Raw genomic sequence first — 26,291 nt, forward strand, 5'->3', positions numbered from 1 at the left:
CTCAGGTGGGGCCCCGGGTCCGGAGGGAGGGTCAGGCCTTGACCAGCTCCCGGTCCTCGTCCGGCGCCTCGCCCAGTTCCCTGCGCAGGCCCTCGCCCTCCACGTCCACGTTGGGCAGGACGCGGTCCAGCCAGCGCGGCAGCCACCAGGCGCGGTGGCTCAGCAGCGCCAGGACCGCCGGGACGATCGCCATGCGGACCACGAAGGCGTCGAACAGGACCGCGATCGCGAGACCGAAGCCGATCATCTTGATCATCTGCTCACTGGAGCCGATGAAGCCGGAGAAGACCGCCATCATGATCACCGCGGCGGCGGTGACCACGCGGGCCCCGTGCCGGAAGCCGGTCACGATCGCCTCGCCGGGCCGCTCTCCGTGGACGTACGCCTCGCGCATCCGGGTGACCAGGAAGACCTCGTAGTCCATCGCGAGGCCGAAGACCACGCCCACCATGAAGATCGGCATCATCGACATGATCGGGCCGGTCTGCTCGACTCCGAAGAGGGAGCCCAGCCAGCCCCACTGGAAGACCGCGACGACCGCGCCGAGGGCGGCGACGACGGAGAGCAGGAAGCCGAGCGCCGCCTTCAGCGGAACCAGGAGGGAGCGGAAGACCACCATCAGCAGCAGGAAGGCGAGGCCGACGACGAGCGCCAGGTAGGGCAGCAGCGCGTCGTTCATCTTCTGCGAGAAGTCGATGTTCATCGCGGTGGCGCCGGTGACGAGGACGTCGTCGCCGCTGGCGTCACGGATCGCGTGGACGAGGTTCTCCGTCTCGACGGAGGACGGACGGTCCTTGGGGATCACGGTGATCATCGCGGTGTCGCCGGCCTTGTTGGGGGTCGGCGGGGTGACGGCGACGACACCGTCGAGGCCCTTGATCGTCGTGACCGTCTCGTCGGCCGCCGCCCTGTCTCCGTCGACGACGACCAGCAGCGGACCGTTGAATCCCGGGCCGAAGCCGTCGGACAGCAGGTCGTAGGCCCGGCGCTGGGTGGTGGAGGTCGGCTGCGCGCCGTCGTCCGGCAGGCCCATCTCCAGCGACGCGGCCGGCAGCGCGATGGCGCCGAGTCCGATGACACCGGCCAGCAGGACGGCCACCGGGCGCCGCAGCACGAACCGCGCCCAGCGGGTGCCCATGTTCGGCCTGTCGCTCGGTGCCGCGCCCTTGCGCGTCTTGCGGCCCAGCACCCGCTTGCCCGCGAAGCCGAGCAGCGCCGGGATGAGGGTGAGCGCGATGAGGACGGCGATCACCACCGTGCCGGCGGCGGCGAAGCCCATCTTGGTCAGCATCGGGATGTTGACCACGGCGAGGCCGACCAGGGCGATGACCACGGTCAGGCCCGCGAAGACCACCGCGGAGCCCGCGGTGCCGACGGCCCGTCCGGCCGCCTCTTCGCGCTCGCGGCCCTCGGCGAGCTCGGCGCGATAGCGGGAGACGATGAAGAGCGCGTAGTCGATGCCGACCGCGAGGCCGATCATCATCGCGAGGGTGGAGGTGGTCGAACCGAGGTCCAGGACGCTGGCGAGCGCGGCGATCGTGGAGACGCCGATGCCGACACCGATGATCGCGGTGAGCAGCGGGAGTCCGGCGGCGACCAGCGAACCGAAGGTGATGACCAGGACGATCCCGGCGATGACCACGCCGACGATCTCGCCCGCGCCGGTCTTCGGCATGGCCTGGAGCGCGTCGCCGCCGATCTCGACGGTGAGCCCCTGTCCCTGGGCGTCGTGGCCGGCCTTCTCGAGCGCCTCACGGGTCGCGTCGGTCAGCTCCATGCCGCTGACCTTGTAGGTGACCGAGACGTACGCGGTCGAGCCGTCGCGGGAGACGGCCTTGCCGGTGTACGGGTCGGTGACGGTGGCGATCTGGTCCGAGCCGGACTTCAGCGCGGCGACGGCCTTGTCGACCCGGGCCTTGTTGGCGGGGTCGGTCATCTTCTGGCCGTCGGGCGCCTTGAAGACGACCCGGGCGGTGGCCCCGTCGGCGCTGCCGCCGGGGAAACGCTCTTCGAGCAGGTCGAAGGCCTTTTGGGCCTCCGTGCCGGGTATCGAGAAGGAACTGGAGGTCGCGGTGGGCGCGGTGGCGGCGCCGACGCCGGCGAGCGCCAGCAGCGCGACCCACAGCAGGGCGACGAGCCGGCGGCGCCGGAAGGCGGACCGGCCGAGCTTGTAGAGGAACGTGGCCACGGGGGCGTACTCCCATTGAGTGAGTGGGACAAGGGCATGGGGAGCCGACCCGACGGCGCGAGCGGTGACGCGTCAGGTGTTGCGGATGGTGCTGCTGTGCGGGGTGGTGCTCAGGGAGCGCCGAGGGCGGGGAGGACCACGGCGTCGAGGTACTGCCGGAGGAACTGCTGGTCGACCGATCGGTCCTCGATCAGCGGACGGGCGACGAACGCCCCGATCAGCATGTGCGGTACGAGGGTGAGGGCCGGGTTGTCCCCGGCGATCTCACCGCGCTCCACCGCCCGCCGCAGCACCTCGTCGAGCCCGGTCATCTCGGGTTCGACGATCAGCTCGCGCAGCGCCTGGAGCAGTTCGGGATGGTCGTGGACGGCATGGGCCAGGCCGCGCATCAGCGCGGAGTCCTTCTCGATCTGGCAGTCGTCGGTGCGCGCGACGATCTCGTGGAAGTCACCGCGCAGGGAACCGGTGTCGATCTCCGCGACCCCCACCGGCTTGTTGTGCCGCATCGCCCGCGCGACCAGCTCCGGCTTGCTCCCCCACTGGCGGTAGAGGGTGGCCTTGCTGGAGCGGGTGCGGGCGGCTACGGCGTCCATGGTGAGGGCGTCGTAGCCGACCTCGCGGAGAAGATCGAGGACGGCTCCGTACAGCTCGGACTCCCGTTCGGGGGTGAGCCTGCCGGCCATGATCAGCCTCCTGCGAAACGAAACGGTTTCGTACTCTTGCGGGTACGACGGTAGCCCACGCCCAGCGAAACGGCAACGTTTCGCATGTGTCCCGCACCACAAGTTGCCGACCCCCCTCCCCGCGGAAAGCATTGGGGAGTGAGTGATGACGTCGCGTATCTCCGCTATCCGCATCTGCACGACGACTTGCTGTGCTTCGCGGCCGAGGACGACCTCTGGGTCGCGCCCCTCGTCCCCGAGGGCCAGAAACCCGGACGGGCCTGGCGGGCCACCGTCGACCGGACCCGGGTGGGCCACCCGCGCTTCTCGCCGGACGGCCGGTTCATCGCCTACACGAGCTGGCGCAGCCTCGACCCGGAGATCCATCTCGCCCCGGTGGAGGGCGGCCCCTCCCGGCGGCTCAGCTACTGGGGCTCCACCGACACCCGCGTCTGCGGCTGGTCCCCGGACGGCGACATCCTCGCCGTCTCCTCGCACGGCCAGCCCTTCTCGTACTACTCCTGGGGCTACACCGTGCCCACCGACGGCTCCCCCGGCCGCCGGCTGCCCTGGGGCCCGCTCTCCGACATCGCCGTCGCCGACATCGAGGGGCAGCGGCGCACCCTGCTGCTGACGGGCAAGCCACCGCACGAGCCCGCCGCCTGGAAGCGGTACCGGGGCGGCGCGACCGGGCGGCTGTGGCTGCACGGCGAGCGGCTGCTGGCGGACCTCGGGGGCCACCTGGACTGCGCGATGTTCGTCGGGGGCCGGATCGCGTTCCTCTCGGACCACGAGGGCGTCGGCAACCTCTACTCCTGCCGGTACGACGGCGGCGATCTGCGCCGCCACACCGACCACGACGCCTTCTACGCCCGGCACGCCTCGTCCGACGGGCGGCGGGTCGTCTACCAGTGCGCCGGGGAGGTGTGGATCGTCGACGAACTGACCCCGGACTCGCGCCCCCGGAAGCTGGAGGTGCGGCTCGGCGGGCCGCGCACCGGCCGGCGTTCCTACCAGGTCCCCGCCGCCAACCACGTGGACGCCATCTCGGTCGACGAGACCGGCCGCGCCAGCGCCGTCTCGGTGCGCGGCTCGCTGTACTGGCTCACCCACCGCGACGGGCCCGCCCGCACCATCACCGACACCCCGGGCGTCCGCGTCCGGCTGCCGGAGATGCTGGGCAGCGGCGGCCAGGTCGCCTACATCACGGACGCCGAGGGCGAGGACGCCATCGAGATCGGCTACCTCCCCCGGGCGAGCGGTGACCGCGAGCCCCGGCGGCTCGCCTCCGGGGAGCTGGGCCGTGTCCACGAGATGGTGGCGGACCCGGACGGGGAGCGGCTCGCCATCGCCTCCCACGACGGGCGGCTGCTGCTCGTCGACGCCACGGAGGAGTCGAACGGTGAGGTCACCGAGCTGATTCACTCGATCAACGGGCCCGTGCGGGATCTGGCGTTCTCGCCCGACGGCGCCTGGCTGACCTGGTCGCAGCCGGGTATCGGCCGGTCGCTGCGGCAGATCAAGATGGCCCGGATCGCCGGGCCGGGCGACCGCACGGTCGTCGACGTCACCAACGGCCGCTTCGAGGACGAGAACCCGGTCTTCACCCGGGACGGCCGCTACCTCGCGTTTCTGTCCTGGCGCGGCTTCGACCCGGTGTACGACGTGCACACCGGCGATCTGTCGTTCCCGCTGGGCTGCCGCCCCTATCTCGTCCCGCTGTCCTCGACGACCCCCTCCCCCTTCGCGCTGCTGCCCGACGGGCGGCCCGCGGCCGGGGGGCTGGACCCGGGCGAGAGCGACGGAGAGGGGGCGGCCCAGGCCGGGGGCACCGTGATCGTGGAGATCGAGGGGCTCGCGGACCGGGTCACGCCCTTCCCGGTCGCCGCGTCCAAGTACTCGGCGCTGCACCCGGTGAGCGGCGGCGGCCTGGTCTGGCTGCGGTGGCCGATCTCGGGCGCGCTGGGCGAGACCTTCGCGAACCCGGCGGACACCTCGGGCCGGCCGACCCTCGAGTACTTCAACATCACCAAGGCGCGCAAGTCCGAACTCGTCGACCACCTCGACTGGTTCGCGGTCAGCGGCGACGGCACCCGGCTCGTCGTCGTCGACGAGGGTGATCTGCGCGCGGTCCCCTCCACCGAGTCCGGAGACGGAGACTCCACGGTCTATGTGGATCTGCGCCGGATCGTGCACCAGGTGGACCCGGAGGCGGAGTGGCGCCAGGCCTACGACGAGGCGGGCCGGATCATCCGCGCGTACTTCTGGGCGCCCGACATGGGCGGCCTGGACTGGTCGGCCGTCCTGGACCAGTACCGGCCGCTGGTCGAACGGGTCGCCTCCCCCGACGAGTTCGCGGATCTGATGCGGGAGGTCCTGGGCGAGCTCGGCACCTCGCACGCCTATGTCACTCCCGCGCGGCGCAACGAGGGGCCTCCGCACTACCAGCGCCCGATGGGGCTGCTCGGCACCAACCTGGTCTGCCGGGAGGGCCGTTGGCTGGTCAAGCGGATCCTGCCGGGCGAGTCCTCCGACTCCAAGGCGCGCTCACCGCTCGCGGGCACCGGCATCCGTGAGGGCGCGGTGCTCACCCATGTCGACGGGCGTCCGGTCGACCCCGTCACCGGCCCCTATCCGCTGTTCGCCGCGTCCGGCGGTACGACGGTGGAGCTGACCTTCGAGCCCGCCCAGGGCGAGGGGCGGGCCCGCCGGGTCGCGGTGGTCCCGCTGATCGACGAGCGGCCGCTGCGCTACCAGGACTGGGTCGCCAAACGCCGTCAGGTGGTGCGGGAGTTGAGCGGTGGCCGGTGCGGCTATCTGCACATCCCGGACATGGGCGGCTCGGGCTGGGCCCAGTTCAACCGCGACCTGCGCCTGGAGGTCTCCCGCCCGGCACTGATCGTGGACGTGCGCGGCAACGCCGGCGGACACATCAGCGAGCTGGTCATCGAGAAGCTGACCCGCAAGATCCTGGGCTGGGACCTGACGCGCGACGCGCAGCCCGTCTCGTACGCCTCGAACGCGCCCCGGGGCCCGGTCGTGGCCCTCGCCGACGAGGCGACCTCGTCGGACGGCGACATGATCACGGCCGCCTTCCGGCTGCTCGGCCTCGGCCCGGTGGTGGGGCAGCGGACCTGGGGCGGGGTGGTCGGCATGACGGGCCGGCACCGGCTCGGCGACGGCACGGTGATCACGGTGCCGATGAACGCGGCCTGGTTCGACGAGTACGGCTGGTCCATCGAGAACCACGGCGTCGAACCGGACCTGGCGATCCTGCGCACCCCACTGGACTGGGCCGAGGGCCGCCACGCCCAGCTCGACGACGCGGTACGGCTGGCGCTGTCGCTGCTGGCCAAGAAGCCCGCGGCGATGCCGCCCGGGTACGCGGGGATCCCGGACCTGCGCCGCCCGAAGCTGCCGCCGCGGGAGTGAGCCGCGGGGCGGCGGTGGGACACGGCAGGCGGTGGGACACGGCAAGAGGCGCACCCGGCGTCCCGGGTGCGCCTCTTCAGTGACCGGCGTCGGACGCCGGCATCGGACACCGACGTCAGATGTCGTAGTCCTGGTCGAACTTGTCCTGAGCCGCCTGCTGCTCCCTGAGCGTCTCCTGCTCGGCGTCGTCCTTCGCCTTCGAAGAGCGCTGCGAAGCCTGCTCCTTGGTACTGCGGGCCTTCTGCTTCGCCTGCTCCTTGAGCTGCTGCGCCTTGTCCTTTGACTGGTCTGCCATGCCCATCGAGGTTCACTCCTACAAGGGGTGTGGGGGATCGGGGGCACTGCTGCCCCCGGGGCCTCGACCAGCGTGGCACGACGGGACATTCCACGCATGTCGGCCAGGCGTCCGAGGAATCAGGCGCGCTCGGTGCGCTCCTGCTCGTCCGCCGCGCCCCCCGCCCCGACCAGGCCCTTGGAGACCCCGGCCAGCCTCGGCTCGAAGCGCTTCATCTCCCGCTGCCCCACCGTGGCGATGAGCCCCGGCAGATAGCCCCGGATCGACTGCATCCCCCGCAGCCACCACTGCGCGTACACATGCGCCGACCTCCGCTCGATGCCCTCGACGATCCGGTCCACGGCCGGGCCCAGCGGATACGTACGGTTCGACGGCCAGGGCAGCCGCTCCCGCAGCTCCCGCATCACGTCGTCCTGGTCGGCGCCCCGGACCATGTCGGTGTCCGTCCAGGACAGATAGCCGACGCCGACCCGCACACCCTTGTAGCCGACCTCGGCGCGCAGACTGTGCGCGAAGGCCTCCACGCCCGACTTGGAGGCGCAGTACGCCGTCATCATCGGCGCGGGGGTGATCGCGGCGAGCGAGGCGATCTGGAGGAAGTAGCCCCGGCTCTCCATCAGCACGGGCAGGAACGCGCGGCCGGTCACCGCCCCGCCGATCAGGTTCACCTCGATCACCCGCCGCCACGCCACCGGATCGGAGTCGACGAAGGGACCGCCGGACGCGACACCGGCGTTGGCGACGACGATGTCGACCTTGCCGAAGCGCTCCTTGACCTCCTGCGCCACCCGGGCCATCGCCTCGTGGTCGGTGACATCGGCGTGCCACCAGTCGCAGTCGGTGTGCAGCCGCCCCGCGACCGCCTTCAGCTCGTCCGGCTCCAGCCCGACGAGCGCGATCCTCGCCCCGCGCGCCGACAGCTTGCGGGCCAGCAGCTCGCCGACGCCGCGCGCGGCGCCCGTGACGACCGCGACCTGACCTTCCAGGCTCACCCTGCTCATACGGCTTCCCTCATCTCGATGTACGTCGTCACGAGCTCGCGGATCCGGGCGGTGACCGCCTCGGGCGCCTCCACCGGTGTCATGTGGCCCATCCCGGCGAGTTCGACGAGCCCGACGCAGTGGGGCAGCTCGGCCACCAGGGAGCGTGCGTGCACGGGCGGGGTCAGCCGGTCGGCGGTCCCGACGATCAGGGCCGTCGGCATGGTCAGTTCCCGGACGCCGGCCGCCAGGTCCAGCCCGGCCAGGACGTGCGACCAGGCGACGCGGGACGCCCTCGGGCAGGCGTGCACGATCCGGGCGCACGTGTCGACCCGGTCGGGTGCCGACCCCGGGCCCATCGTCCCGTACTTCAGGAACTTCTTCGACAACGCGGTGACCGGCCCCAGCGGCGCCCGTGCGCCCAGGATGGACCGGGTCAGCCGAGTGCGCAGCCCGCCGGGCCGCATCGGCAGCACGGTCGACTCGGCGACCAGTGCCGACGCGCCGGTGCTGCACAGCAGAACAGCGGCCGCGTGCTCCTGGAAGGCCGGCCGGCGGGCGGCGGCCATGAGCGTCATCCCGCCCATGGAGTGGCCGGCGAACACGGCCTTCTCGCCCGGTGCGAGGGCGGTGTCGAGCACCGCCTCCAGGTCGTCGGCGAGCGCGTCGGTGGAGTATCCGCTCCGGCCGACCAGCGGCGTGCGGCCGTGTCCGCGCTGGTCGTAGGCGATGACCCGGTGGTCGGCGGAGAGGTCGCGGATCTGCTCGGCCCAGAACTGTATGGAGCAGGTCCAGCCGTGGGCGAGCACCACGGCGGGGGCGCCGGCGGGGCCGTACACCTCGACATGGACGCGCGAGCCGTCGGCGGAGACGGCGGTCAGCTCGCGTTCGGGCTGCGGCGGAACGGGGCTGTCACGCTTCAGGAGTCGGCTCATGAGACGGCCTCGGTCTTCCGCGTGGCGTCCGCCGCGGCAGCCGTCACGGCCGGCCGGGACGGGGGCCGGAGCACTTCGTACTCGCCGAGGTCCACCTCGCGCGTCTCGCGCCGGAACTCGGCCGTCGTGCCGGGCCACAGGGTGGTGTTGCGGCCGTTCGCGTCGAGGTACCAGCTGTCGCAGCCGCCGGCCTTCCAGACCGTCCGCTCCATCCGGCCCTGGACCTTGCGGTTCCACGCGCCGACGGCGGACGGCCTGGCGGCGAGCGCGGCGCGGCCGCCGAGGACGTCGAGCTGGCGCAGATAGTCGGCCATGTAGTTCAGCTGCGACTCGATCATGAGGATCATCGAGGAGTTCCCGAGGCCGGTGTTGGGCCCGATGATCGTCATCCAGTTGGGGAAGCCGGCGGCGGTGGCCCCGCGCAGCGACTCCATGCCGCCCTTCCACGACTCCGCGAGCGTGATGCCGTCCGCGCCCACGACCCGCTCGGCGATCGGCATGTCCGTCACATGGAAGCCGGTGCCGAAGATGATCGCGTCGACCTCGGTCTCGGTGCCGTCGGACGCGACGAGCGTGCTGTCGCGCACCTCGGCCAGACCCGAGGCGATGACGTCCACATTCGGCTTGGCCACGGCCGGGTAGTACTCGCTGGAGAGCAGGATGCGCTTGCAGCCGATGCGGTACGAGGGCGTCAGCTTGGCCCGCAGCGCCCGGTCCTTGATCGCCTTGGCCATGTTGGCCTTGGCGAGCGACTCGACGAGGCCGAGTTCGTTGGGGCGCTTGGTGAAGGCGCTGACCTGCAGCTCGCGGATGCCCCAGAACAGTCCGCGCCGCGCTGTGCCGGTGAAGGGCAGCTGCCGGTGCAGCCAGCGCTCGACGCCGCTGATGCGCCGGTCCATGCGGGGCATCACCCACGGGGGCGTGCGCTGGAAGAGGGTCAGCGAGCCGGCCTTCGGCTGGATCGCCGGGACGATCTGGATCGCGGACGCGCCCGTCCCGATCATCGCGACGCGCTTGCCGGTCAGGTCGTAGTCGTGGTCCCAGCGGGCCGAGTGGAAGACCTTGCCGGGGAAGCCGGCGAGGCCCGGGACGTCGGGGATCTTGGGGTCGGAGAGCGGCCCGGTCGCGGAGACGACCACGTCGGCGGTGAACGAGCCCTGCGAGGTCTCGATGTCCCAGCGCAGCTCGTCGTTGTCCCAGCGCATCATCCGCACCTCGTGGTTCAGGCGCAGGTGCGGGCGCAGCCCGAAGGTGTCGGTGACGTGCTCCAGGTACGCGCGGATGTGGCGCTGCCCGGAGAAGGTGCGCGGCCAGTCGGGATTGGGCGCGAAGGAGAACGAGTACAGATGGGAAGGGACGTCGCAGGCGCATCCCGGGTAGCTGTTGTCCCGCCAGGTCCCGCCGACGGAGTCCGCCCGCTCCAGGACGACGAAGTCGGTGATCCCCTCGCGGCGCAGCCGGACCGCGGCCCCCAGGCCGCCGAATCCGGATCCGATCACCGCCACTCGAACATGCTCGTGCTTCGTCATGCTGCCTCCTGCCGCACAGTACCCAGCCAGACCGCGCCAGCAATCACTGGCACGATGGGGAGACTAGAGCAGTCCCCTACCGAGCGGTAGAGGTGCGGAGAGTAAAAGTTACCGGCGGTACAACATAGGCTGGCCGGCGTGGCAGAAGGATCTGGACCGGTGTCCGACGTACGCGAATACCGCATGGCGGAGCTGGCCGAAGAGGCCGGCATCACCGTGCGCACCCTGCGCTTCTACCGCGAGCGCGGACTGATCCAGCCACCGCGCCGCGAGGGCCGGATCGCCTGGTACGACAGCCACCACCTGGCCCGGCTCCGCACGATCGCCGCCCTTCTGGAGCGCGGCCACACCCTCAACGGCATCGCCGACCTCGCCACCGCCTTCGAGAGCGGCAAGGACGTCGGCGAGGTACTGGGCCTCGGCGAACCGACCGAGGAGGAGCCGGTCCGGCTCACCCCGCAGGAGCTCGCCGACTACTTCGAGGGCGAGGTCACCGCGGAGAACCTCATGGCCGCGCTGGACCTCGGCTATCTGGCCACGGACGGCGACGCGATCGTCCACATCAGCCGCCGCCTGCTGGACGTCTCGGCGGCGCTGGTCAAGGAGGGCATACCGCTGGCGGCGGTACTGGCGGCCGGCCGCCGGGTCAGGGAACACGCGGACGAGCTGGCGGGCCTGTTCACCGATCTGCTGCGCACGCACGCCGAGGAGAAGGACATCGAACGCCTCCGCCCCCTCGCCAAGAGCGTGGTGGAGGCGGAGCTGTCGATGGCCCTGGACCGTCGGCTGAGGACGGACACGGACGGCCGCGAGCCATAGGCCGGCCGGGGGTCCGGACGCCCTGAGCCGGTGGACCGAAGTCGTGAAGCCGGACAACGGGCCCCGCCCTCGCGGACCGCGGGCCGGAGCCCGCAGCTCTAGAGCTCGTAGACCGCCGTCACGGGTGCGTGGTCGCTCCAGCGCTCGCCATGGGTGGCCGCCCGCTCGACCCAGGCCTTCACCGCGCGGGCGGCGAGACCCGGAGTGGCGACCTGGTAGTCGATGCGCCAGCCGGCGTCATTGTCGAAGGCGCGGCCGCGGTAGGACCACCAGGAGTAGGGGCCCTCCTGATCAGGGTGCAGGGCGCGGACCACATCGACATAGGCGGCCTCGCCGAAGACGCGGGTCAGCCACTCCCGCTCCTCGGGGAGGAAGCCCGCGTTCTTCCGGTTGGACTTCCAGTTCTTGAGGTCGGCCTCCTGGTGGGCGATGTTCCAGTCGCCGCACACCAGCACCTCGCGGCCGTCGGCGGCCGCGCGCTCCTTGAGGGCCTTCAGATACGGCAGGAACTCGCCCATGAAGCGCATCTTCTCGTCCTGCCGCTCCGTGCCGGCCTCACCGGAGGGAAGGTAGAGACTGGCGACCGTGACGCCCGGCAGATCCGCCTCGACGTACCGGCCGCTGCCGTCGAACTCCGTCGAACCGAAGCCGACGCGCACGTGATCCGGCTCACGCCGGGTGTACAACGAGACGCCCGCGCGGCCCTTCGCGGCGGCCGGGGCGTGGACGGTGAACCAGCCCTCCGGCGTCCGGACCTCGTCGGGAAGCTGCGCCGCCTCGGCACGCACCTCCTGCAGACAGACCACATCCGCCTCAGTGGTGGCCAGCCACTCCACAAAGCCCTTCTTGGCGGCGGCGCGCAGCCCGTTTACATTCGCGGTTGTCACGGTGAGCATCCCGGCACCTTACCGACACCAGGTCACGCATAGATGTACGATGCTTCGCATGAATATCCAAAGAATCGCCTTCGACCACCCGGACGCCGTCAAACTCAACGACCAGGTCCAGCTGGAATACGCCGCCCGGTACGGCGACGAGGGCGATGTCACACCGCTGGACCCGTCGATGTTCGCCCCACCGAGGGGCCTCTATCTGATGGCGTACGACCTCCAGGACCGCCCCGTCGCCACCGGCGCCTGGCGCTCCCAGGAGCAGAACGACGAGGGCTACTCGGACGGCGATGCCGAGCTCAAGCGCATGTTCGTGGTCCCCGAGGCGCGCGGCCTGGGCCTCGCCCGCCGCATCCTCGCGGCCCTGGAGGAGGACGCGCGGGAGGCGGGGCGTACCCGGATGGTGCTGGAGACGGGCACGAAGCAGCCGGAGGCGATAGCGCTGTACGTCTCCAGCGGGTACGAACCGTGCTCCAAGTTCGGCGCCTACCGGCACTACGACAACAGCCGCTGCTTCGCGAAGCCGCTGGCCTAGCCGGACACCTCGCCGGCGCTCCCGGCGCGAGAGCCCCGCTCCCGTGCACCCGCAACCTACGCCTGACGCGCCCCTGACAAACACCCCGCTCTCGTGGCACGCTGCCTCACGCAAGCCGATCCGCACCGTTCTCATCCCCCACCTGCCCCGGCAGAAGGAGACATGCGTGAGACGCCAACGCACAGCCACGGCCATCCTGTTGACAGTGGGCGCTCTGCTCACCGGCGGCCTGTCCGCCGCGAGCGCGGCCACCGCGGCCGCCCCCGGGCCCTCCTCGGCCCCCGCCTCCCGTGCCGCGTCCGCCGCCGAGCAGCACCGCGCTCGTAGCTTCTGGACCGCCGAGCGGATGCGCGGTGCCACCCCGCTCGACCTGTTGCTCACTCCCAGCGCGCTGGGGAGCCTCAAGACACCGAAGCCGGGCGCCAGGACGACGACCGTCGCGCCCACCGCTTTCCCGCAGGCGGGCGGCGCGTGGACCGGCGGCGGCGCGGTCGTGAAGACCTCGGGCCGGGTGTTCTTCAGCTTCCAGGGGCGTACGGCCTCCTGTTCGGGCAACGCGGTCACCAGCCAGAACGCCAGCACCGTGATCACGGCCGGCCACTGCGTGAAGTACCAGGGCAGCTGGCACACCAACTGGGTCTTCGTCCCGGCCTACAACAACGGCAGCGCGCCGTACGGCCAGTGGGCCGCGTCCAAGACGCTGACCACACCCCAGTGGGAAGCGAGCGAGGACATCAACTACGACGTCGGCGCGGCCGTCGTCGCCCCGCTGAACGGCCAGAAGCTCACCTCCGTCACCGGCGCCCAGGGCATCCAGTTCAACGGCGGCTACAACAAGCCGATGTACGCCTTCGGCTTCCCGGCCGCGTCACCGTACGACGGGACCAAGCTCGTCTACTGCAGCGGGAACTCCTCGAAGGACTTCCTGTTCTCGCAGGACCACAGCCTCGGCTGCAACATGACCGGCGGCTCCAGCGGTGGCCCCTGGCTCACCGGGTTCAGCGAGTCGGCGGGCACGGGGCTGCAGGTCTCGGTGAACAGCTTCGGCTACAACTTCCTGCCGAACCGGATGTTCGGCCCGTACTTCGGCAATGACGCCAAGGCCCTCTACGACAAGGCCCAGACGTCCTGACAGACGGCGGCGGGGTCCGGCGGGCGAGCCCCACCGGACCCCGCCCTCGCTGACCCCGCCCGTTCCGGCATGATCCAACCGCCCCTGCCCCCGGCCCCGCTGATGGGCGTCGACACGTACTGCGGTGCGCTGATGGCCCGCTGGGGGTGAGCCGGCCCGGATGGCCGTGACCCGCGTCACGGCCGCCCGGATCACCGAGTCGCCGTTCACATGCCGATAAGGCACAACACAAAGATCCCGCCCGATCAATCAGATCGGACGGGATCTCTTTGTGCGCTGGTGGACCTGTGGGGATTTGAACCCCAGACCCCCTCGATGCGAACGAGGTGCGCTACCAGACTGCGCCACAGGCCCTTGCGACGTGTGAAACATTAGCATCCCGATCGGGGTGGTTGGAAATCCGTTCCCCCGCTGGTCAGCCAAGGCCCTTCACTCGTTGGCGGCTCTGGGCCGGTCCTCGTCCGCGTACTGGTCGAAGAGCGGCGTGCGGCCGTGGTCGTGACCCCGGCGCTGCGGGGCGGTGCGCCGCGGCGGCGCCGGTGGCGGGGTGGGGGTCGGGTCCGCCGCGGAGGAGCGGGCCGAGCTCCAGGTCTCCGGGTCGGTCACGTCCACACCGCTCGTGGCGCGCGGGGCGACCGGGGCGGTGACGTACGTGGGGAGCGGGACCGGGACGGGGTCCCAGCTGTCGCCGCGGGCCGGGCCGCGCTCGCGTTGCTGGTCGACCCACTCCGCGTGGTCCGTCTGCTCGACGAGCGCGCGGCGGCCGGCCTCCTGCGGGGAGAGCGCGGGGGCGGGTTCCGGTTCGGGGTGGGACGTCTCCTCGTCAGGCTCCGGCGTGGCCTGCCGGCGCGGCGGGCGGCTCTCGCGCAGGCGCTGGGCCGCCACCTCGGCGCGGCGGCGGTCCATCACGTACACGAAGCGGCGCCGCTCCTGCGAGCGCAGATGCACGATGTACGCGCTCAGCAGCACCGCCGGGGCCGCGGGGGCCCAGAGGAAGGCGAGGCCGCCGACGGCGGCGACGATCGTGCCGAGCGTGAAGGCGAGGAAGAGGACCACCGTGGTGCGTCGGCGGCGGGCCAGGACCCGGCCGCGGCGGGCGCGTTCGGCTGCCGACCGGTCGGGGCGGCGACGCCGCGCCGACGCCTGGGCCGGGACGGGGGCCGGGAGTTCGATGCGCGCTTCCGTACGGTCCGGAGGCGCGGCGAAGGCCCGGACGTCGACAGAACTCAATCGATCCGTCACGGCGTCCGGGTCCACGGCTGGAACCGCCCGCCCGTCGCCCGAGCGCCACTCCTCGTCGGCGCCGCCGTGCGGCGGCTGCTCCGACTCGGCGTCGCGCTCCCGCAGCTCCTTGGCGTAACGGCGCTCCATTCCCGCCCGTCCGGACAGCAGCCGGATGGCGGTGCTGAAGCGTTCCGTCGGACGGGCCTCGTTGAGCTCGTCCTGCCTGCGGAGCCACATCGGCACCAAGTAGGCGGCCCAGGCCCCGACAATGACTGCGTAGATGAGGCCGCTGCTGCTCACGCCTCACACCGTAGAGGGGTTCGCGCGGGGGGATCGGCCAATTGAGCCGGTGTGTCGCACGATCTGGCTGATATCACTGACTTTTTTTATGACTCTTCAGATCAGTTGATGGTCAACCGTTGATTGAATTCGAACGTTTATTTCATTTACGGGACTGTGCCGCGTGCCAGCGGCGCAGCAGTCCCTCGGGGACTTCCTCCGCCGTCAGCGCGAACACCAGATGGTCACGCCACGCACCGTCGATGTGCAGATAGCGCGGGCGCAGCCCTTCCTCCCGGAATCCCAATTTCTCGACCACCCGCCGACTCGGCCCGTTCTCCGGGCGAATGCAGACTTCCATCCGGTGCAGTCCGACCGTACGGAAGCAGTGGTCGACGGCGAGCGCCACCGCGGTCGGCATGACGCCGCGGCCCGCCACATCGCGGTCGACCCAGTAGCCGACGTGGCCCGAGCACATGGATCCCCAGGTGATCCCGGCGACCGTGATCTGGCCGACGAGGCGGCCCTCGTACTCGATCACGAAGGGCAGCATCCGGCCTGCGTTGGCCTCGGCCCGCAGATGGCGGACCATCTGGCGGTACGTGGGGCGCCGGGCGACCGGGCCGCCGGGTCCGGGCGGCGGGATGGTGGCCTCCCAGGGCCGCAGCCAGTCGCGGTTGCGCCGGTTGACCTCGCGCCAGGCCCGCTGGTCACGGTGTTTTATCGGCCGCAGCACCACATCGCCGTCGACCAGGACCGCGGGCCAGGACGGGATCATGACGTTCTGGGGTGGTCGCCGCCCCGGAGCTGATCGGCCGCGTGGACCAGCAGCCGGTCCAGGACGGCGAGTCCGTCGCGCACACCGCCGGGCGAGCCCGGCAGATTGACGATCAGGGTGCGGCCCGCGACCCCGGCGAGACCGCGGGAGAGCGCGGCGGTGGGGATCTTCTCCCGGCCGTACGCGCGGATCGCCTCGGGGATGCCGGGGATCTCGTAATCGAGGACCCGTCCGGTGGCCTCCGGGGTGGCGTCCGTCGGCGAGATGCCGGTGCCGCCGGTGGTCAGGATGACGTCGTACGCGGCGGCGACCCCGGCCCGGAGGGCGGCCTCGACGGGCTCCCCGTCGGGCACCACCTGGGGGCCGTCGACCGCGAAGCCGAGCGCGGCCAGGCCCTCGGCGAGGACCGGCCCGCCCTTGTCCTCGTACACGCCGGCGGCGGCCCGGTTGGACGCGGTGACGACCAGCGCACGGTAGGCGGCCCGCGGAGTGTCGGGTGATGCGGCGCTCACGCCCCGGCCTCCTCACCCGCGTCGCGCGCCCAGTCGCCGGACTTGCCGCCGGTCTTCTCCTCGACGCGGATGTCGGAGATCACCGCGGCCTTGTCGACCGCCTTCACCATGTCGACGACGGTCAGCGCGGCGACGGAGACGGCCGTCAGCGCCTCCATCTCGACGCCGGTGCGGTCGGTGGTCTTCACGGTCGCCGCGATCTCCACCGCGTCGTCCGCGACGGTCAGGTCCAGTGTCACCCCGGAGACCGCCAGGGGGTGGCAGAGCGGGATGAGGTCCGGGGTGCGCTTGGCGCCCATGATCCCGGCGATCCGTGCGGTGGCGAGCGCGTCGCCCTTGGGGACGCCCTCGCCGCGCAGCAGCTCGATCACGCGCGGCGAGACCAGGACCCGGCCGCTGGCGCGCGCGGTCCGCGCGGTGACGTCCTTCCCGGAGACGTCGACCATGCGGGCCGCCCCCGCCTCGTCGATGTGCGTCAGCCTGCCTTGCGTACTCAACTGGACTCCGCCTCGCGTTCTGGCGCCGGTTCCCCGCACGGCCCCGCAGGGCGGCGGAGGTCCGGGGGACGTCCCCCGGAAGGCACAGCGCAGACACGTTACCGCCACCTGGGCGTCGTCAGCGGATGAGGACCACTTCGAGCTCGGCGCCCGGGTCCACGGACGTGGTGTCCTCCGGTACGACGAGCAGGGCGTCGGCGTGGGCGAGCGCGGCGATCAGGTGGGAGCCGGTGCCGCCCACCGGAGTGACGGTGCCGCTCTCCGCGTCGTAGCTCCCGCGCAGGAACTGACGCTTCCCGGCCGGTGAGGACAGCGCCTTGTCGGCCTTCAGCACGGCACGCACGCGGGGCCGGTGCAGATCGGTGAGACCCATCAGCGCGCGGATCGCGGGGCGGACGAAGAGTTCGAAGGAGACGTACGAGGAGACCGGGTTGCCCGGCAGGGCGAGCAGGGGGGTGTGCTCGCGGCCGATCGAGCCGAAGCCCTGCGGCTTTCCCGGCTGCATGGCGAGCTTGCGGAAGTCGATGCCACTACCCGGCTCTTCCTGGTCGCCGACGGAGGAGAGAGCCTCCTTGACGACGTCGTACGCGCCGACGCTGACACCGCCGGTGGTGACCAGCAGGTCGGCGCGGATCAGCTGGTCCTCGATGGCCGCGCGCAGGGTCTCGGCGTCGTCGGTGACCGCGCCGACGCGGTAGGCGATGGCTCCGGCGTCCCGCGCCGCGGCGGCCAGTGCGAAGCTGTTGGAGTCGTAGATCTTGCCCTCGCCCAGGGCCTCGCCGGGCTGGACCAGCTCGCTTCCGGTGGAGATCACGACCACCCGGGGACGGGGGCGGACCCGCACGGTGCCGCGGCCGATGGCGGCGAGCAGACCGATCTGGGGCGGCCCGAGGACCGTGCCGGCCTCCAGCGCGAGGTCGCCCGCCTGGACGTCGCTGCCCCGGGCGCGGACGTGCGCGCGGGCCTGGACCGGCCGGTGGACCCGGACCTCGCCGCTCGCGCCCTCGGGGGCGGCGCCCGCGGGGCGCATGGTGGTGGCCGCTCCGCCGCCCGTGCCCCCGTCGGTCCACTCGACCGGCACGACGGCCTCGGCGCCGGGCGGCAGCGGGGCGCCGGTCATGATGCGCGCCGCCTGTCCGGGTCCGACGGCCGGCGGCTCACCGCTGCCCGCCGCCACGTCGCCGATGACGGTCAGGACCGCCGGGAACTCCTCGGAGGCGCCCGAGACATCGGCGACCCGGACCGCGTACCCGTCCATGGAGCTGTTGTCGAACGGCGGCAGCGCGACCGGCACCGTGACGTCCTCGACGAGGACACAGCCCTGCGCGTCGGGGAGTTGCAGCTCGATGGGTTCGAGCGGCTTCACCGCGGCGAGGATGTCGTCCAGGTGCTCGTCGACCGACCAGAGGCCGGAGGACGGCGATGACGGTGCCGGTACTGCCGTGCTGCTCAAGGTGCTACATCTCCTCGGTGACGTAACTGCGAAGCCAGGCCCGGAACTCCGGCCCCAGGTCCTCACGTTCGCACGCGAGTCTGACAATGGCACGCAGATAGTCGCCCCGGTCTCCGGTGTCATAGCGGCGGCCCTTGAAGACGACGCCGTGCACCGGACCCCCGATCTTCTCGTCCATGGCGAGTTTCTGCAGCGCATCGGTGAGCTGGATCTCGCCGCCCCGGCCGGGCTCGGTCTCGCGCAGTATCCCGAAGATCGCCGGGTCCAGGACGTACCGCCCGATGATGGCGTAGTTGCTGGGGGCGTCGGCCGGGTCGGGCTTTTCCACCAGGTCCGTCACCTTGACGACGTCGGAGTCGATGGTGGCCTCGACGGCGGCGCAGCCGTACATGCCGATCTGGGCGGGCTCGACCTCCATCAGGGCGATGACGGTGCCGCCCTCGCGCTCCTGGATCTCGACCATGCGGGACAGCAGCGGGTCGCGCGGGTCGATCAGGTCGTCGCCGAGCAGGACGGCGAAGGGCTGGTCGCCGACGTGCGGGGCGGCGCACAGGACGGCGTGGCCGAGCCCGCGCGGGTCGCCCTGCCGCACGTAGTGCATGGTGGCGAGGTCGCTGGACTCCTGGACCTTGGCGAGGCGCTCGCTGTCCCCCTTGCGGGACAGCGCTTCCTCCAGCTCGTAGTTCCGGTCGAAGTGGTCCTCCAGGGGTCGCTTGTTCCGACCGGTCACCATGAGGACGTCGGTGAGGCCGGCGACGACCGCCTCCTCGACCACGTACTGGATGGCGGGTTTGTCGACGACAGGCAGCATCTCTTTGGGAGTGGCCTTGGTGGCCGGGAGGAACCGGGTTCCGAGCCCGGCGGCCGGGATGACAGCCTTGCTGATCCTGAAGGGCGACTGAGTCATGCGGAGCACCATATCCGGTCGGTATGTGGCGAAGATGAGACTCCGATTAACTTCCTGATCATAAGGACTGATACGAGAGGTTTGTGAGTTCCCCATGCCAGGCGACATGTCCGACAAGGCCGCTCTGCGACGCCAACTGCTCGCCTCGCGGGCGCTGCTGACCGGCGACGACGTACGCGACACCGGAACGATTCTCGCTCATGTCGCACTGGAGCTCACCGAACTGGCGCACGCCCGCACGGTGGCCGCCTATGTGTCGGTGGGGAGCGAGCCCGGCACACGCGCCCTGCTGGACGCGCTGCGCGCCCGGGGCGTGCGTGTCCTGCTGCCGGTGCTGCTCGAGGACAACGACCTCGACTGGGGACCGTACGAGGGCGCCCAGAGCCTGGTGCGCGCCGGGCGCGGCCTGCTGGAGCCCGCCGGGGAACGGCTCGGCCCGGACGCCGTCCTGGGCGCCGACGCCGTGCTGCTGCCCGGCCTCGCGGTGGACGCCCGGGGGATGCGCCTGGGACGGGGCGGCGGCTCGTACGACCGGGTCCTCGCGCGGCTCGCGCGGGCCGGCGCGGATCCGGCGCTCGTGGTGCTCCTGTACGCGAACGAGGTGGTCGCCCGGGTCCCGGAGGAGCCGCACGACCACCCCGTACACGCGGTGGTGACGCCCGAGGGCGTCGTCCGGTTCAGGGCCTGGGGCCCCTCGGGCCGGAGCCCTGCCCCCCGTCCTACGGACTGAGGACCAGGGTGTCCTGCGTGGCCGCCGTGACGGCCTGCTCGCCGTAGGCCCAGTCGAGCAGCTCGCCCTTGGTCCACAGCTCGGTCTGATCGGTGTAGTGCGCGTTGTAGGCGTGCCCGGAGGCGCCGGTCAGGTTGATCCAGCGGGACTTGTCCCAGTCGCCGACGTTGACGACCATCCGCATGGACGGCACCCAGATGACGTCATAGCCGCCCGCCGCGTTCCATCCGGTGGCGTTGACGGCCGCCTCACCGCCGCCCAGGTTCCACGGCCCCCTGTTGAGCATGGACTGGAGGAAACCGGGTCCTTCCGTACCAAGGGTCCGGTTCTTCAGCGTCAGCTGGTGCAGCCGGCCCCAGCTCCAGGTGGAGACGTCCTTGCCGAGCTTGGCGGTCAGCTCCCAGCGGGCGTCCTCCATCGCGCGGGCCAGCAGCTGGTCGCGGGTCACGGTGGCCTCGTCCGTACGGCTCGGCTCGGACTTCCACCACTCGCTCTTCTCGTTCTTGAGGAGCGGGCGGACCACCTCGTACCAGCGGTCGCCGCCGTCCGGCTGCGCCGACTCCGGGTCGCGCTGACCGCACTCGCGCACCAGCTTGTTCTGCTCGTCGACCGGACCCGTGAAGTCGGCCGGGCGGACGTTTATGCAGTCGCCCTCGACCCGCAGCTCCTTGGGCAGCTTGTTGCCGAAGGCCAGCTTCAGGACGTTGCGCCAGACCGCGTTGAAGTACGCGGCGGCGGCCGAGTCGGGCTCCTGGGTGTAGTCCCAGCCCTCCAGCAGCTTCTGCGCCTCGCGGACGTACGGATCCGAGATGTCGATCTTCAGCAGCAGCGGGTTGAGCAGCGTCGCGATCTCGCTGCGGTTGTCCGTCTGCATGGTCCGCATGTCGTCCGGCGAGATCTTCCCGCCGTCCTTGATCTTCGACTCGATGAGGTCGTTGATGCGCTGGCTGCGCGAGCCGTAGCCCCAGTCCTTGGTGAGGAGGTAGGGGTACTTCTCGGCGTCGACGACGGCCTGGTTGGCGGTGACGATGTAGCCGCGGTCCGGGTCCTCCTCATAGGGAAGTTCCTCGAAGGGGACCGTCGTCCTCTTCCACGTGTACGCCGGGTCCCAGCCGGGGGCCGGCAGGGTGCCGTCGTGACCCGCCGCGCGGACCGGGATCTTTCCGGGTGCCTGGTAGCCGATGTGGCCCTCGGGACCCTTGGCGTCGGCGTAGATCAGGTTCTGCGAGGGCACGTCGAAGTCCCTGGCGGCCGCCCGGAACTCCTTGAAGTCCCTGGCCCGGTTGAGCTCCAGGACGGCGTCCATGGACTTGCCCGGGTCCAGCGCGGTCCAGCGCAGGGCCACCGCGTATCCGTCGCCGCGGTCGGGGGCGGAGTTCTTGACGGGGGCCTTCTCGCCGACCTTCTCCAGCTCACCGCTGCGGTCGGACACCAGGGGGCCGTTGTTCGTGGACCGTACGGTGATGGTCCTGCTCGTGCCCCCCGCGATCTTGATGACCTCGTCGCGGTTGGTGAACGGCACCTCCCGGCCGCCGTACTGGTAGCCCGTGTCGGAGACCTTCTCGAGGTACAGATCGGTGACGTCCGCGCCAAGGTTGGTGAACCCCCAGGCGATGTCCTGGTTGTGGCCGATGATCACGCCGGGCATACCGGAGAAGGTGTAGCCGGCCACGTCGTAGCGGCAGGTGGCCGTGACGCTCCGGCAGTGGAGGCCCATCTGGTACCAGAGGGAGGGCAGCTGCGGGGCCAGGTGCGGGTCGTTGGCGAGCAGCGGCTTGCCGGAGGTCGTGTACTTGCCGGAGACGACCCAGGAGTTCGATCCGATGCCGTTGCCGTTGGGGCCGAGCAGCGCCGGGATCTCGTCGAGGGTCTCGGAGAGCGCGGAGAGCTGCGACTGCAGACCCCGCGTCGCACCCTCCGGGCCGTTCGCACCCTCCGAGGACGGCATGCGGTCCGGGTCGAACTTCCCGGTGGCCTTGTTCACGCCGCCCTTGTCGAGGATCGGCTTGTGCAGGCCGTACGGGTAGGCCGGGTACAGCTGCTGGATCTGCGACGCGCTGAGCCTGCTGGTCATCAGCGAACGGTCGATCTCGTCCTGCATGTTGCCGCGCAGGTCCCAGGCCATCGCCTTGAGCCAGGCCACCGAGTCGACCGGCGTCCACGGCTCGATCTTGTAGTCGTTGACGAAGCCGAGGGCCGCGTACTCGACCGAGACGTCACTGCCCTCCTTGCCCCGAAGATAGGCGTTGACGCCCGCCGCGTAGGCCTGGAGGTTCTTCTTGGTCTCGGGCGTGAGCTTGGTGTCGTACTCCCGCTGGGCGACCTGGCGCCAGCCGAGCGTGCGCAGGAAGGCGTCGGTGTCCACCTGGTCCTTGCCGAACAGCTCCGAGAGCCGGCCGGAGGTCATGTGGCGCCGGACGTCCATCTCGTAGAACCGGTCCTGCGCCTGGACGAACCCCTGGGCGCGGAAGAGGTCCTCGTCGCTGGAGGCGTAGATCTGCGGGACGCCGTAGGCGTCGCGTTTGACGTCGACGGGTCCGGAGAGCCCGTCGATCCTGATCGTGCCGCTCGTCTGCGGATACGAGGCACGAACGGTACTGATGCCCCAGTACGTGCCATAGCCGACGCCCGCGACCAGCGCCAACACCAGGACGATGATGATCAGGCGGGCGCGTCGCCCCTTCTTGCTGGCGGAAGAGGCAGTGGTGTTGGCGGGCATCGCTGTCCTTCGAGGGGCAGGGTGGTCCTGGAGTGCTGGAGCAACCATAGGCGCAGCGCTCCCCCGGCCCGGACGCGGTGTCAGTAAGGAAGCGGCCGACGCACTTTCGGACGGTTGCCGGACGAATGATCGACCGTGTCAAGAAAACGTTAAAGATTAGGTAAGGTAACGAAGTACCGGCTGCTGGAGGAACGATCCGGCCGCCCGCCAGGGAAGGAACGGCCACTGACTGTCCACCAGCTCAACGAACTCCTGCTCATCTGCTCGCTCGTGCTGCTCGTCGCCGTCGCGGCGGTGCGCGTCTCGTCCCGGAGCGGGCTCCCCAGCCTGCTGCTGTACCTCGGGATCGGGGTGGCCATCGGACAGGACGGCATCGGCAACGTCCACTTCGACAACGCCGGGCTGACCCAGGTGATCGGCTATGCCGCACTGGTGGTGATCCTGGCCGAGGGTGGCCTGGGCACCAAGTGGAAGGAGATCAAACCCGCGTTGCCCGCGGCGGTCGTGCTGTCGACCGTCGGCGTCGCGGTGAGTGTGGGCATCACGGCGGCCGCCGCGCACTATGTGGTCGGCCTGGACTGGCGGCCCGCCCTGATCATCGGCGCGGTCGTCTCCTCGACGGACGCCGCCGCGGTCTTCTCCGTCCTGCGCAAGATCCCGCTGCCCTCCCGGGTCACCGGCGTCCTGGAGGCCGAGTCCGGTTTCAACGACGCGCCCGTGGTGATCCTCGTGGTGTCCTTCTCCACGGTCGGGCCGGTCGACCACTGGTACGTCCTGGTCGGCAAGATCGCGCTGGAGCTGGCGATCGGCGCGAGCATCGGCCTCGCGGTCGGCTTCCTCGGCTCGTTCGGACTGCGGCACGTCGCCCTGCCCGCCTCGGGCCTCTACCCGATCGCCGTCATGGCCATCGCGGTCGTGGCGTACGCCGCCGGCGCCATGGCGCACGGCAGTGGCTTCCTCGCCGTCTATCTCGCCTCGATGGTGCTCGGCAACGCCAAGCTGCCTCACGCGCCGGCCAACCGGGGCTTCGCCGAGGGACTCGGCTGGATCGCCCAGATCGGCATGTTCGTCCTGCTCGGTCTGCTGGTCACCCCGCACAAGCTCATCAGCGACTTCTGGCCGGCCGTCGTCATCGGCCTGGTGCTGACGGTGGTGGCCCGGCCCATGGAGGTCCTGGTCAGCCTGCTGCCCTTCCGTATCCCCTGGCAGGAGCAGGCGCTGATGTCCTGGGCGGGGCTGCGCGGAGCCGTGCCCATCATCCTGGCGACCATCCCCATGGTGTCCGGGATCGAGGGAAGCGAGCGGGTCTTCAACATCGTCTTCGTACTCGTCGTGGTCTACACCCTGGTCCAGGGGCCCACCCTGCCGTGGCTGGCCCGGGCGCTGCGCCTCGGCGACCCGTCCGAGGCGGCCGACCTCGGCGTCGAATCGGCGCCCCTGGAGCGCCTGCGCGGGCATCTGCTGTCGGTCGCGATCCCGCAGAAGTCCAAGATGCACGGCGTCGAGGTCGCCGAGCTCCGCCTGCCCGCGGGCTCGGCGGTCACCCTGGTCGTACGCGACGGGAAGAGCTTCGTACCGGCGCCGTCGACCGTGCTGCGGCGCGGGGACGAGCTGCTCGTGGTCGCGACCGATCCGGTGCGCGACGCGGCCGAGGGGCGGCTGCGCGCCGTGGGCCAGGGCGGCAAGCTGGCGGGCTGGCTCGGCACGGGCGGCGCGACCGCCCAGGGCGGGCCTTCGGCGAGGACCGCGGCTCTGAGGGGACGTATCGCCGGCGCCGAGCGCTTCTTCGGTCGGCGAACGTCCGGTTAATCACAGGTGCACAGCGAAATTGGGAGGTCTTTTCCCAGGCGCGAGGTCGTCACTCCCTGTACCATGAAGGAACACTTGATCGACCAACTCTGCCTGACGCAGAGCTGGCGCGACCGTATGGCGGCCGCGGCACCCTCACCACGGGGCCTGGCATCTACCGCAGTTCCGCGCAAGAGGACAGCTCTCGGCGGCTCCCGTACACCCAGGGGAGCGCTACCAGGCGGCAGAAAGGCAAGGACCGTGGCATCCACGGTCACCACGTCCGCCACGAAGCGCCCGGGCTACGGACAGCTCCTGCGCACCCCCGGCGCCCTCTCGTTCCTGCTGCCCGGCTTCGCGGCCCGCCAGCCCTTCGCGATGCTGACCATCGGCATCGTCCTGCTCGTCCAGCACACCACCGGCTCGTACGGCAGCGCCGGTGCCGTCGCCGCCGTGACCGGCGTCTCCATGGCGATGTTCGCCCCGCAGAGCGGCAAGCTCGCCGACCGCGTCGGACAGCGCGCCGTGCTCGTCCCCGGAGTGCTCGTCCACACCGCCTCGGTGTCGGCTCTGGTGGCGCTCGCGCTCGTCGGCGCCCCCATGTGGGCCCTGTTCCTCGCGGCCGTGCCCACCGGCGCCTCCGTGCCGCAGATCGGCCCCATGGTCCGCGCCCGCTGGGCGGCCAAGCTGGAGAAGTCGCCGCTGATGCCGACCGCCGCGGCCTTCGAGTCCGTGACGGACGAGTTCACCTTCGTCGTCGGCCCGGTCCTCGCCACCGCCCTGTGCACCGGCGTCCACCCGGCCGCCGGTCTGATCGCCGAGGCGGCCCTGACCCTCTTCGGCGGCCTGTTCTTCGCCGCCCAGCGCTCCACGGAGCCGGCGTACGGCCTGATCGCCGCGGCCTCGTCCGAGCAGCCGCACGCCTCCGCGCTGTCCATTCCCGGCGTCCGCGTCCTGGCCGTGGCCTTCCTCGGCATCGGCTCGGTCTTCGGCGGTATGCAGGTCTCGCTGACCGCCTTCACCGAGGAGATCGGCAACCCCGGCGCCAACGGTCTGCTGTACGGAGTCTTCGCCGCCGGGAACATGCTCGCCGGCATCGCGTGCGGCGCCGTCGCCTGGAAGATCGGACCGCGTCGCAGGCTCGTCCTGGGCTACGCGGGCCTGACCGTGGCGGCCTCGCTGCTCTGGTCGGTCCACTCGGTGCTGCTGCTCGGCGCGCTGGGCCTGGTCGTGGGCCTGTTCATCGCCCCGGCGCTGATCACCGGCTACACGCTGGTCGAGACGCTGGTTCCGGCGACCGCCCGCACCGAGGCCTTCACCTGGCTGACGGGCGCGGTGGCCCTGGGCCAGGCCGCCGCCGTGACGGTCGCCGGCCGGCTGGCCGACGAACACGGCGCGAGCACCGGATTCCTGGTGCCGCTGGTCGGCACCGTTCTGGCGCTGGCCACCCTCCTCGCCCTGCGGTCGCGGCTCTCGCCGAGGCCCGCCGGACGGATCGCGGCACGTGGTATCGGTCACCGAGTGCCGGTGACGGTGGACTGATTCCGCGGAATACGTCAGTATGGACAGTCGTTAGCACTCATTGAGTGAGAGTGCCAGGAGGAAGACAAGTGCCGACCTACCAGTACCAGTGCACCGAGTGCGGCGAGGGCCTCGAGGCGGTGCAGAAGTTCACCGATGACGCCCTGACCACGTGCCCGAGCTGCGAAGGACGCCTGAAGAAGGTGTTCTCCGCCGTCGGCATTGTCTTCAAGGGCTCCGGCTTCTACCGGAACGACAGCCGCGGCTCGTCGTCCAGCAGCTCGCCGGCCTCGTCGTCGAAGTCCTCGACCTCGTCGACGTCCAGCACGAGCTCCTCGTCGTCGGACGCGAAGCCCGCTGCGTCGACGTCCTCGTCGTCTTCGACGGCGTCCTCGTCGAGCGGCTCCAGCTCCGCCGCCTGACCGTATTTTTCCGCGCGTCCCAGAACCTCACCGTTTCGCACGGTGGGGTTCTCGGCGTATGCGG

22 protein-coding genes and 1 tRNA gene are annotated in these 26,291 nt (G+C 71.1%); 8 read left to right on the forward strand and 15 right to left on the reverse strand.

What is annotated here, in order from left to right; genetic code table 11:
- Window positions 1-31: 31 nt before the first annotated feature.
- On the reverse strand, window positions 32-2,188 hold the full coding sequence (locus tag ACZ5VC_RS20580; protein WP_469121459.1) for an MMPL family transporter: 2,157 nt from the start codon (window positions 2,186-2,188) through the stop codon (window positions 32-34).
- Window positions 2,189-2,298: 110 nt separating this feature from the next.
- On the reverse strand, window positions 2,299-2,874 hold the full coding sequence (locus ACZ5VC_RS20585; RefSeq protein ID WP_469121729.1) for a TetR/AcrR family transcriptional regulator: 576 nt from the start codon (window positions 2,872-2,874) through the stop codon (window positions 2,299-2,301).
- A gap of 135 nt (window positions 2,875-3,009) precedes the next feature.
- Here ACZ5VC_RS20585 and ACZ5VC_RS20590 point away from each other — a divergent pair, with 135 nt between their 5' ends.
- Window positions 3,010-6,282 carry a S41 family peptidase gene (locus tag ACZ5VC_RS20590; RefSeq protein WP_469121460.1) on the forward strand — a complete coding sequence of 1,091 codons (3,273 nt, stop codon included), beginning with the start codon at window positions 3,010-3,012 and terminating at the stop codon, window positions 6,280-6,282.
- Window positions 6,283-6,397: 115 nt separating this feature from the next.
- On the opposite strand, the gene ACZ5VC_RS20595 is transcribed toward ACZ5VC_RS20590, so the two are convergent.
- From ACZ5VC_RS20595 to ACZ5VC_RS20610, 4 genes are all read right to left on the reverse strand, one after another.
- Complete coding sequence (locus tag ACZ5VC_RS20595) at window positions 6,398-6,577, reverse strand: hypothetical protein (protein ID WP_468710402.1); 180 nt, start codon at window positions 6,575-6,577, stop codon at window positions 6,398-6,400.
- A 119-nt stretch (window positions 6,578-6,696) separates the two neighbouring features.
- Complete coding sequence (locus ACZ5VC_RS20600) at window positions 6,697-7,578, reverse strand: SDR family oxidoreductase (protein WP_469121461.1); 882 nt, start codon at window positions 7,576-7,578, stop codon at window positions 6,697-6,699.
- Window positions 7,575-8,492 carry an alpha/beta fold hydrolase gene (locus tag ACZ5VC_RS20605; RefSeq protein WP_469121462.1) on the reverse strand — a complete coding sequence of 306 codons (918 nt, stop codon included), beginning with the start codon at window positions 8,490-8,492 and terminating at the stop codon, window positions 7,575-7,577. Before ACZ5VC_RS20605 ends, ACZ5VC_RS20600 begins: the two co-directional genes overlap by 4 nt.
- Complete coding sequence (locus tag ACZ5VC_RS20610) at window positions 8,489-10,021, reverse strand: flavin-containing monooxygenase (protein ID WP_469121463.1); 1,533 nt, start codon at window positions 10,019-10,021, stop codon at window positions 8,489-8,491. Before ACZ5VC_RS20610 ends, ACZ5VC_RS20605 begins: the two co-directional genes overlap by 4 nt.
- Window positions 10,022-10,204: 183 nt before the next feature.
- On the opposite strand from ACZ5VC_RS20610, the gene ACZ5VC_RS20615 reads away from it, so the two are divergent.
- Window positions 10,205-10,840 carry a MerR family transcriptional regulator gene (locus ACZ5VC_RS20615; protein ID WP_469121730.1) on the forward strand — a complete coding sequence of 212 codons (636 nt, stop codon included), beginning with the start codon at window positions 10,205-10,207 and terminating at the stop codon, window positions 10,838-10,840.
- Window positions 10,841-10,938: 98 nt separating this feature from the next.
- Here ACZ5VC_RS20615 and ACZ5VC_RS20620 read toward each other — a convergent pair whose 3' ends face one another.
- The gene (locus tag ACZ5VC_RS20620) at window positions 10,939-11,736 is read right to left on the reverse strand and encodes an exodeoxyribonuclease III (protein ID WP_469121464.1); all 798 of its coding nucleotides are present in this window, start codon (window positions 11,734-11,736) and stop codon (window positions 10,939-10,941) included.
- A 49-nt stretch (window positions 11,737-11,785) separates the two neighbouring features.
- On the opposite strand from ACZ5VC_RS20620, the gene ACZ5VC_RS20625 reads away from it, so the two are divergent.
- Together ACZ5VC_RS20625 and ACZ5VC_RS20630 are read left to right on the forward strand one after the other, a co-directional pair.
- Window positions 11,786-12,265, forward strand: coding sequence for a GNAT family N-acetyltransferase (locus ACZ5VC_RS20625; protein WP_469121465.1), 480 nt, complete (start codon window positions 11,786-11,788; stop codon window positions 12,263-12,265).
- Window positions 12,266-12,431: 166 nt separating this feature from the next.
- Entirely contained in the window at window positions 12,432-13,397 is a 966-nt protein-coding gene (locus tag ACZ5VC_RS20630) for a trypsin-like serine peptidase (protein ID WP_469121466.1), read from the forward strand.
- Window positions 13,398-13,674: 277 nt separating this feature from the next.
- On the opposite strand, the gene ACZ5VC_RS20635 is transcribed toward ACZ5VC_RS20630, so the two are convergent.
- The 7 genes from ACZ5VC_RS20635 to galU form a co-directional block, all read right to left on the reverse strand.
- A tRNA-Ala gene (locus ACZ5VC_RS20635) sits at window positions 13,675-13,751 on the reverse strand.
- A 75-nt stretch (window positions 13,752-13,826) separates the two neighbouring features.
- Window positions 13,827-14,921, reverse strand: a complete 1,095-nt coding sequence (sepX, locus tag ACZ5VC_RS20640) for a divisome protein SepX/GlpR (protein WP_469121467.1) — start codon at window positions 14,919-14,921, stop codon at window positions 13,827-13,829.
- A 142-nt stretch (window positions 14,922-15,063) separates the two neighbouring features.
- Complete coding sequence (locus tag ACZ5VC_RS20645; RefSeq protein ID WP_469121468.1) at window positions 15,064-15,678, reverse strand: GNAT family N-acetyltransferase; 615 nt, start codon at window positions 15,676-15,678, stop codon at window positions 15,064-15,066.
- Window positions 15,675-16,190, reverse strand: a complete 516-nt coding sequence (locus ACZ5VC_RS20650; RefSeq protein ID WP_468710412.1) for a MogA/MoaB family molybdenum cofactor biosynthesis protein — start codon at window positions 16,188-16,190, stop codon at window positions 15,675-15,677. Before ACZ5VC_RS20650 ends, ACZ5VC_RS20645 begins: the two co-directional genes overlap by 4 nt.
- On the reverse strand, window positions 16,187-16,687 hold the full coding sequence (moaC, locus tag ACZ5VC_RS20655) for a cyclic pyranopterin monophosphate synthase MoaC (RefSeq protein ID WP_469121469.1): 501 nt from the start codon (window positions 16,685-16,687) through the stop codon (window positions 16,187-16,189). The genes ACZ5VC_RS20650 and moaC overlap by 4 nt, the downstream gene beginning before the upstream one ends.
- A gap of 118 nt (window positions 16,688-16,805) precedes the next feature.
- Window positions 16,806-18,140 (reverse strand): molybdotransferase-like divisome protein Glp, encoded by a 1,335-nt coding sequence (glp, locus tag ACZ5VC_RS20660; protein ID WP_469121470.1) that lies wholly within the window; start codon window positions 18,138-18,140, stop codon window positions 16,806-16,808.
- Between the two features lie 4 nt (window positions 18,141-18,144).
- Window positions 18,145-19,047, reverse strand: coding sequence for a UTP--glucose-1-phosphate uridylyltransferase GalU (gene galU, locus ACZ5VC_RS20665; RefSeq protein WP_469121471.1), 903 nt, complete (start codon window positions 19,045-19,047; stop codon window positions 18,145-18,147).
- A gap of 94 nt (window positions 19,048-19,141) precedes the next feature.
- On the opposite strand from galU, the gene ACZ5VC_RS20670 reads away from it, so the two are divergent.
- Entirely contained in the window at window positions 19,142-19,777 is a 636-nt protein-coding gene (locus ACZ5VC_RS20670) for a 5-formyltetrahydrofolate cyclo-ligase (protein WP_469121472.1), read from the forward strand.
- Here ACZ5VC_RS20670 and ACZ5VC_RS20675 read toward each other — a convergent pair.
- Window positions 19,767-22,496 carry a penicillin acylase family protein gene (locus tag ACZ5VC_RS20675; RefSeq protein ID WP_469121473.1) on the reverse strand — a complete coding sequence of 910 codons (2,730 nt, stop codon included), beginning with the start codon at window positions 22,494-22,496 and terminating at the stop codon, window positions 19,767-19,769. The genes ACZ5VC_RS20670 and ACZ5VC_RS20675 overlap by 11 nt on opposite strands.
- A gap of 270 nt (window positions 22,497-22,766) precedes the next feature.
- Between ACZ5VC_RS20675 and ACZ5VC_RS20680 the strand changes: the two genes are divergently transcribed.
- The 3 genes from ACZ5VC_RS20680 to ACZ5VC_RS20690 all read left to right on the forward strand — a co-directional run bounded on the left by ACZ5VC_RS20680 (window position 22,767) and on the right by ACZ5VC_RS20690 (window position 26,227).
- Window positions 22,767-24,305 carry a potassium/proton antiporter gene (locus tag ACZ5VC_RS20680; RefSeq protein WP_469121474.1) on the forward strand — a complete coding sequence of 513 codons (1,539 nt, stop codon included), beginning with the start codon at window positions 22,767-22,769 and terminating at the stop codon, window positions 24,303-24,305.
- A gap of 240 nt (window positions 24,306-24,545) precedes the next feature.
- A complete protein-coding gene (locus tag ACZ5VC_RS20685) occupies window positions 24,546-25,826 on the forward strand; it encodes an MFS transporter (protein ID WP_469121475.1) in 1,281 nt (426 codons plus the stop codon).
- A 68-nt stretch (window positions 25,827-25,894) separates the two neighbouring features.
- Complete coding sequence (locus ACZ5VC_RS20690) at window positions 25,895-26,227, forward strand: FmdB family zinc ribbon protein (protein WP_468710424.1); 333 nt, start codon at window positions 25,895-25,897, stop codon at window positions 26,225-26,227.
- Window positions 26,228-26,291 lie beyond the last annotated feature (64 nt).

Source organism: Streptomyces sp. NPDC033174 (assembly GCF_055577795.1).

Bases quoted from the DNA above. Each gene is read 5' to 3' on its own strand.
- ACZ5VC_RS20605 (WP_469121462.1), bottom strand. From the start codon at position 8,492: ATGAGCCGACTCCTGAAGCGTGACAGCCCCGTTCCGCCGCAGCCCGAA.
- ACZ5VC_RS20620 (WP_469121464.1), bottom strand. From the start codon at position 11,736: ATGCTCACCGTGACAACCGCGAATGTAAACGGGCTGCGCGCCGCCGCC.
- ACZ5VC_RS20615 (WP_469121730.1), top strand. From the start codon at position 10,205: ATGGCGGAGCTGGCCGAAGAGGCCGGCATCACCGTGCGCACCCTGCGC.
- galU (WP_469121471.1), bottom strand. From the start codon at position 19,047: ATGACTCAGTCGCCCTTCAGGATCAGCAAGGCTGTCATCCCGGCCGCC.
- ACZ5VC_RS20600 (WP_469121461.1), bottom strand. From the start codon at position 7,578: ATGAGCAGGGTGAGCCTGGAAGGTCAGGTCGCGGTCGTCACGGGCGCC.
- ACZ5VC_RS20625 (WP_469121465.1), top strand. From the start codon at position 11,786: ATGAATATCCAAAGAATCGCCTTCGACCACCCGGACGCCGTCAAACTC.
- ACZ5VC_RS20645 (WP_469121468.1), bottom strand. From the start codon at position 15,678: ATGATCCCGTCCTGGCCCGCGGTCCTGGTCGACGGCGATGTGGTGCTG.
- ACZ5VC_RS20670 (WP_469121472.1), top strand. From the start codon at position 19,142: ATGCCAGGCGACATGTCCGACAAGGCCGCTCTGCGACGCCAACTGCTC.
- ACZ5VC_RS20675 (WP_469121473.1), bottom strand. From the start codon at position 22,496: ATGCCCGCCAACACCACTGCCTCTTCCGCCAGCAAGAAGGGGCGACGC.
- ACZ5VC_RS20610 (WP_469121463.1), bottom strand. From the start codon at position 10,021: ATGACGAAGCACGAGCATGTTCGAGTGGCGGTGATCGGATCCGGATTC.
- ACZ5VC_RS20595 (WP_468710402.1), bottom strand. From the start codon at position 6,577: ATGGCAGACCAGTCAAAGGACAAGGCGCAGCAGCTCAAGGAGCAGGCG.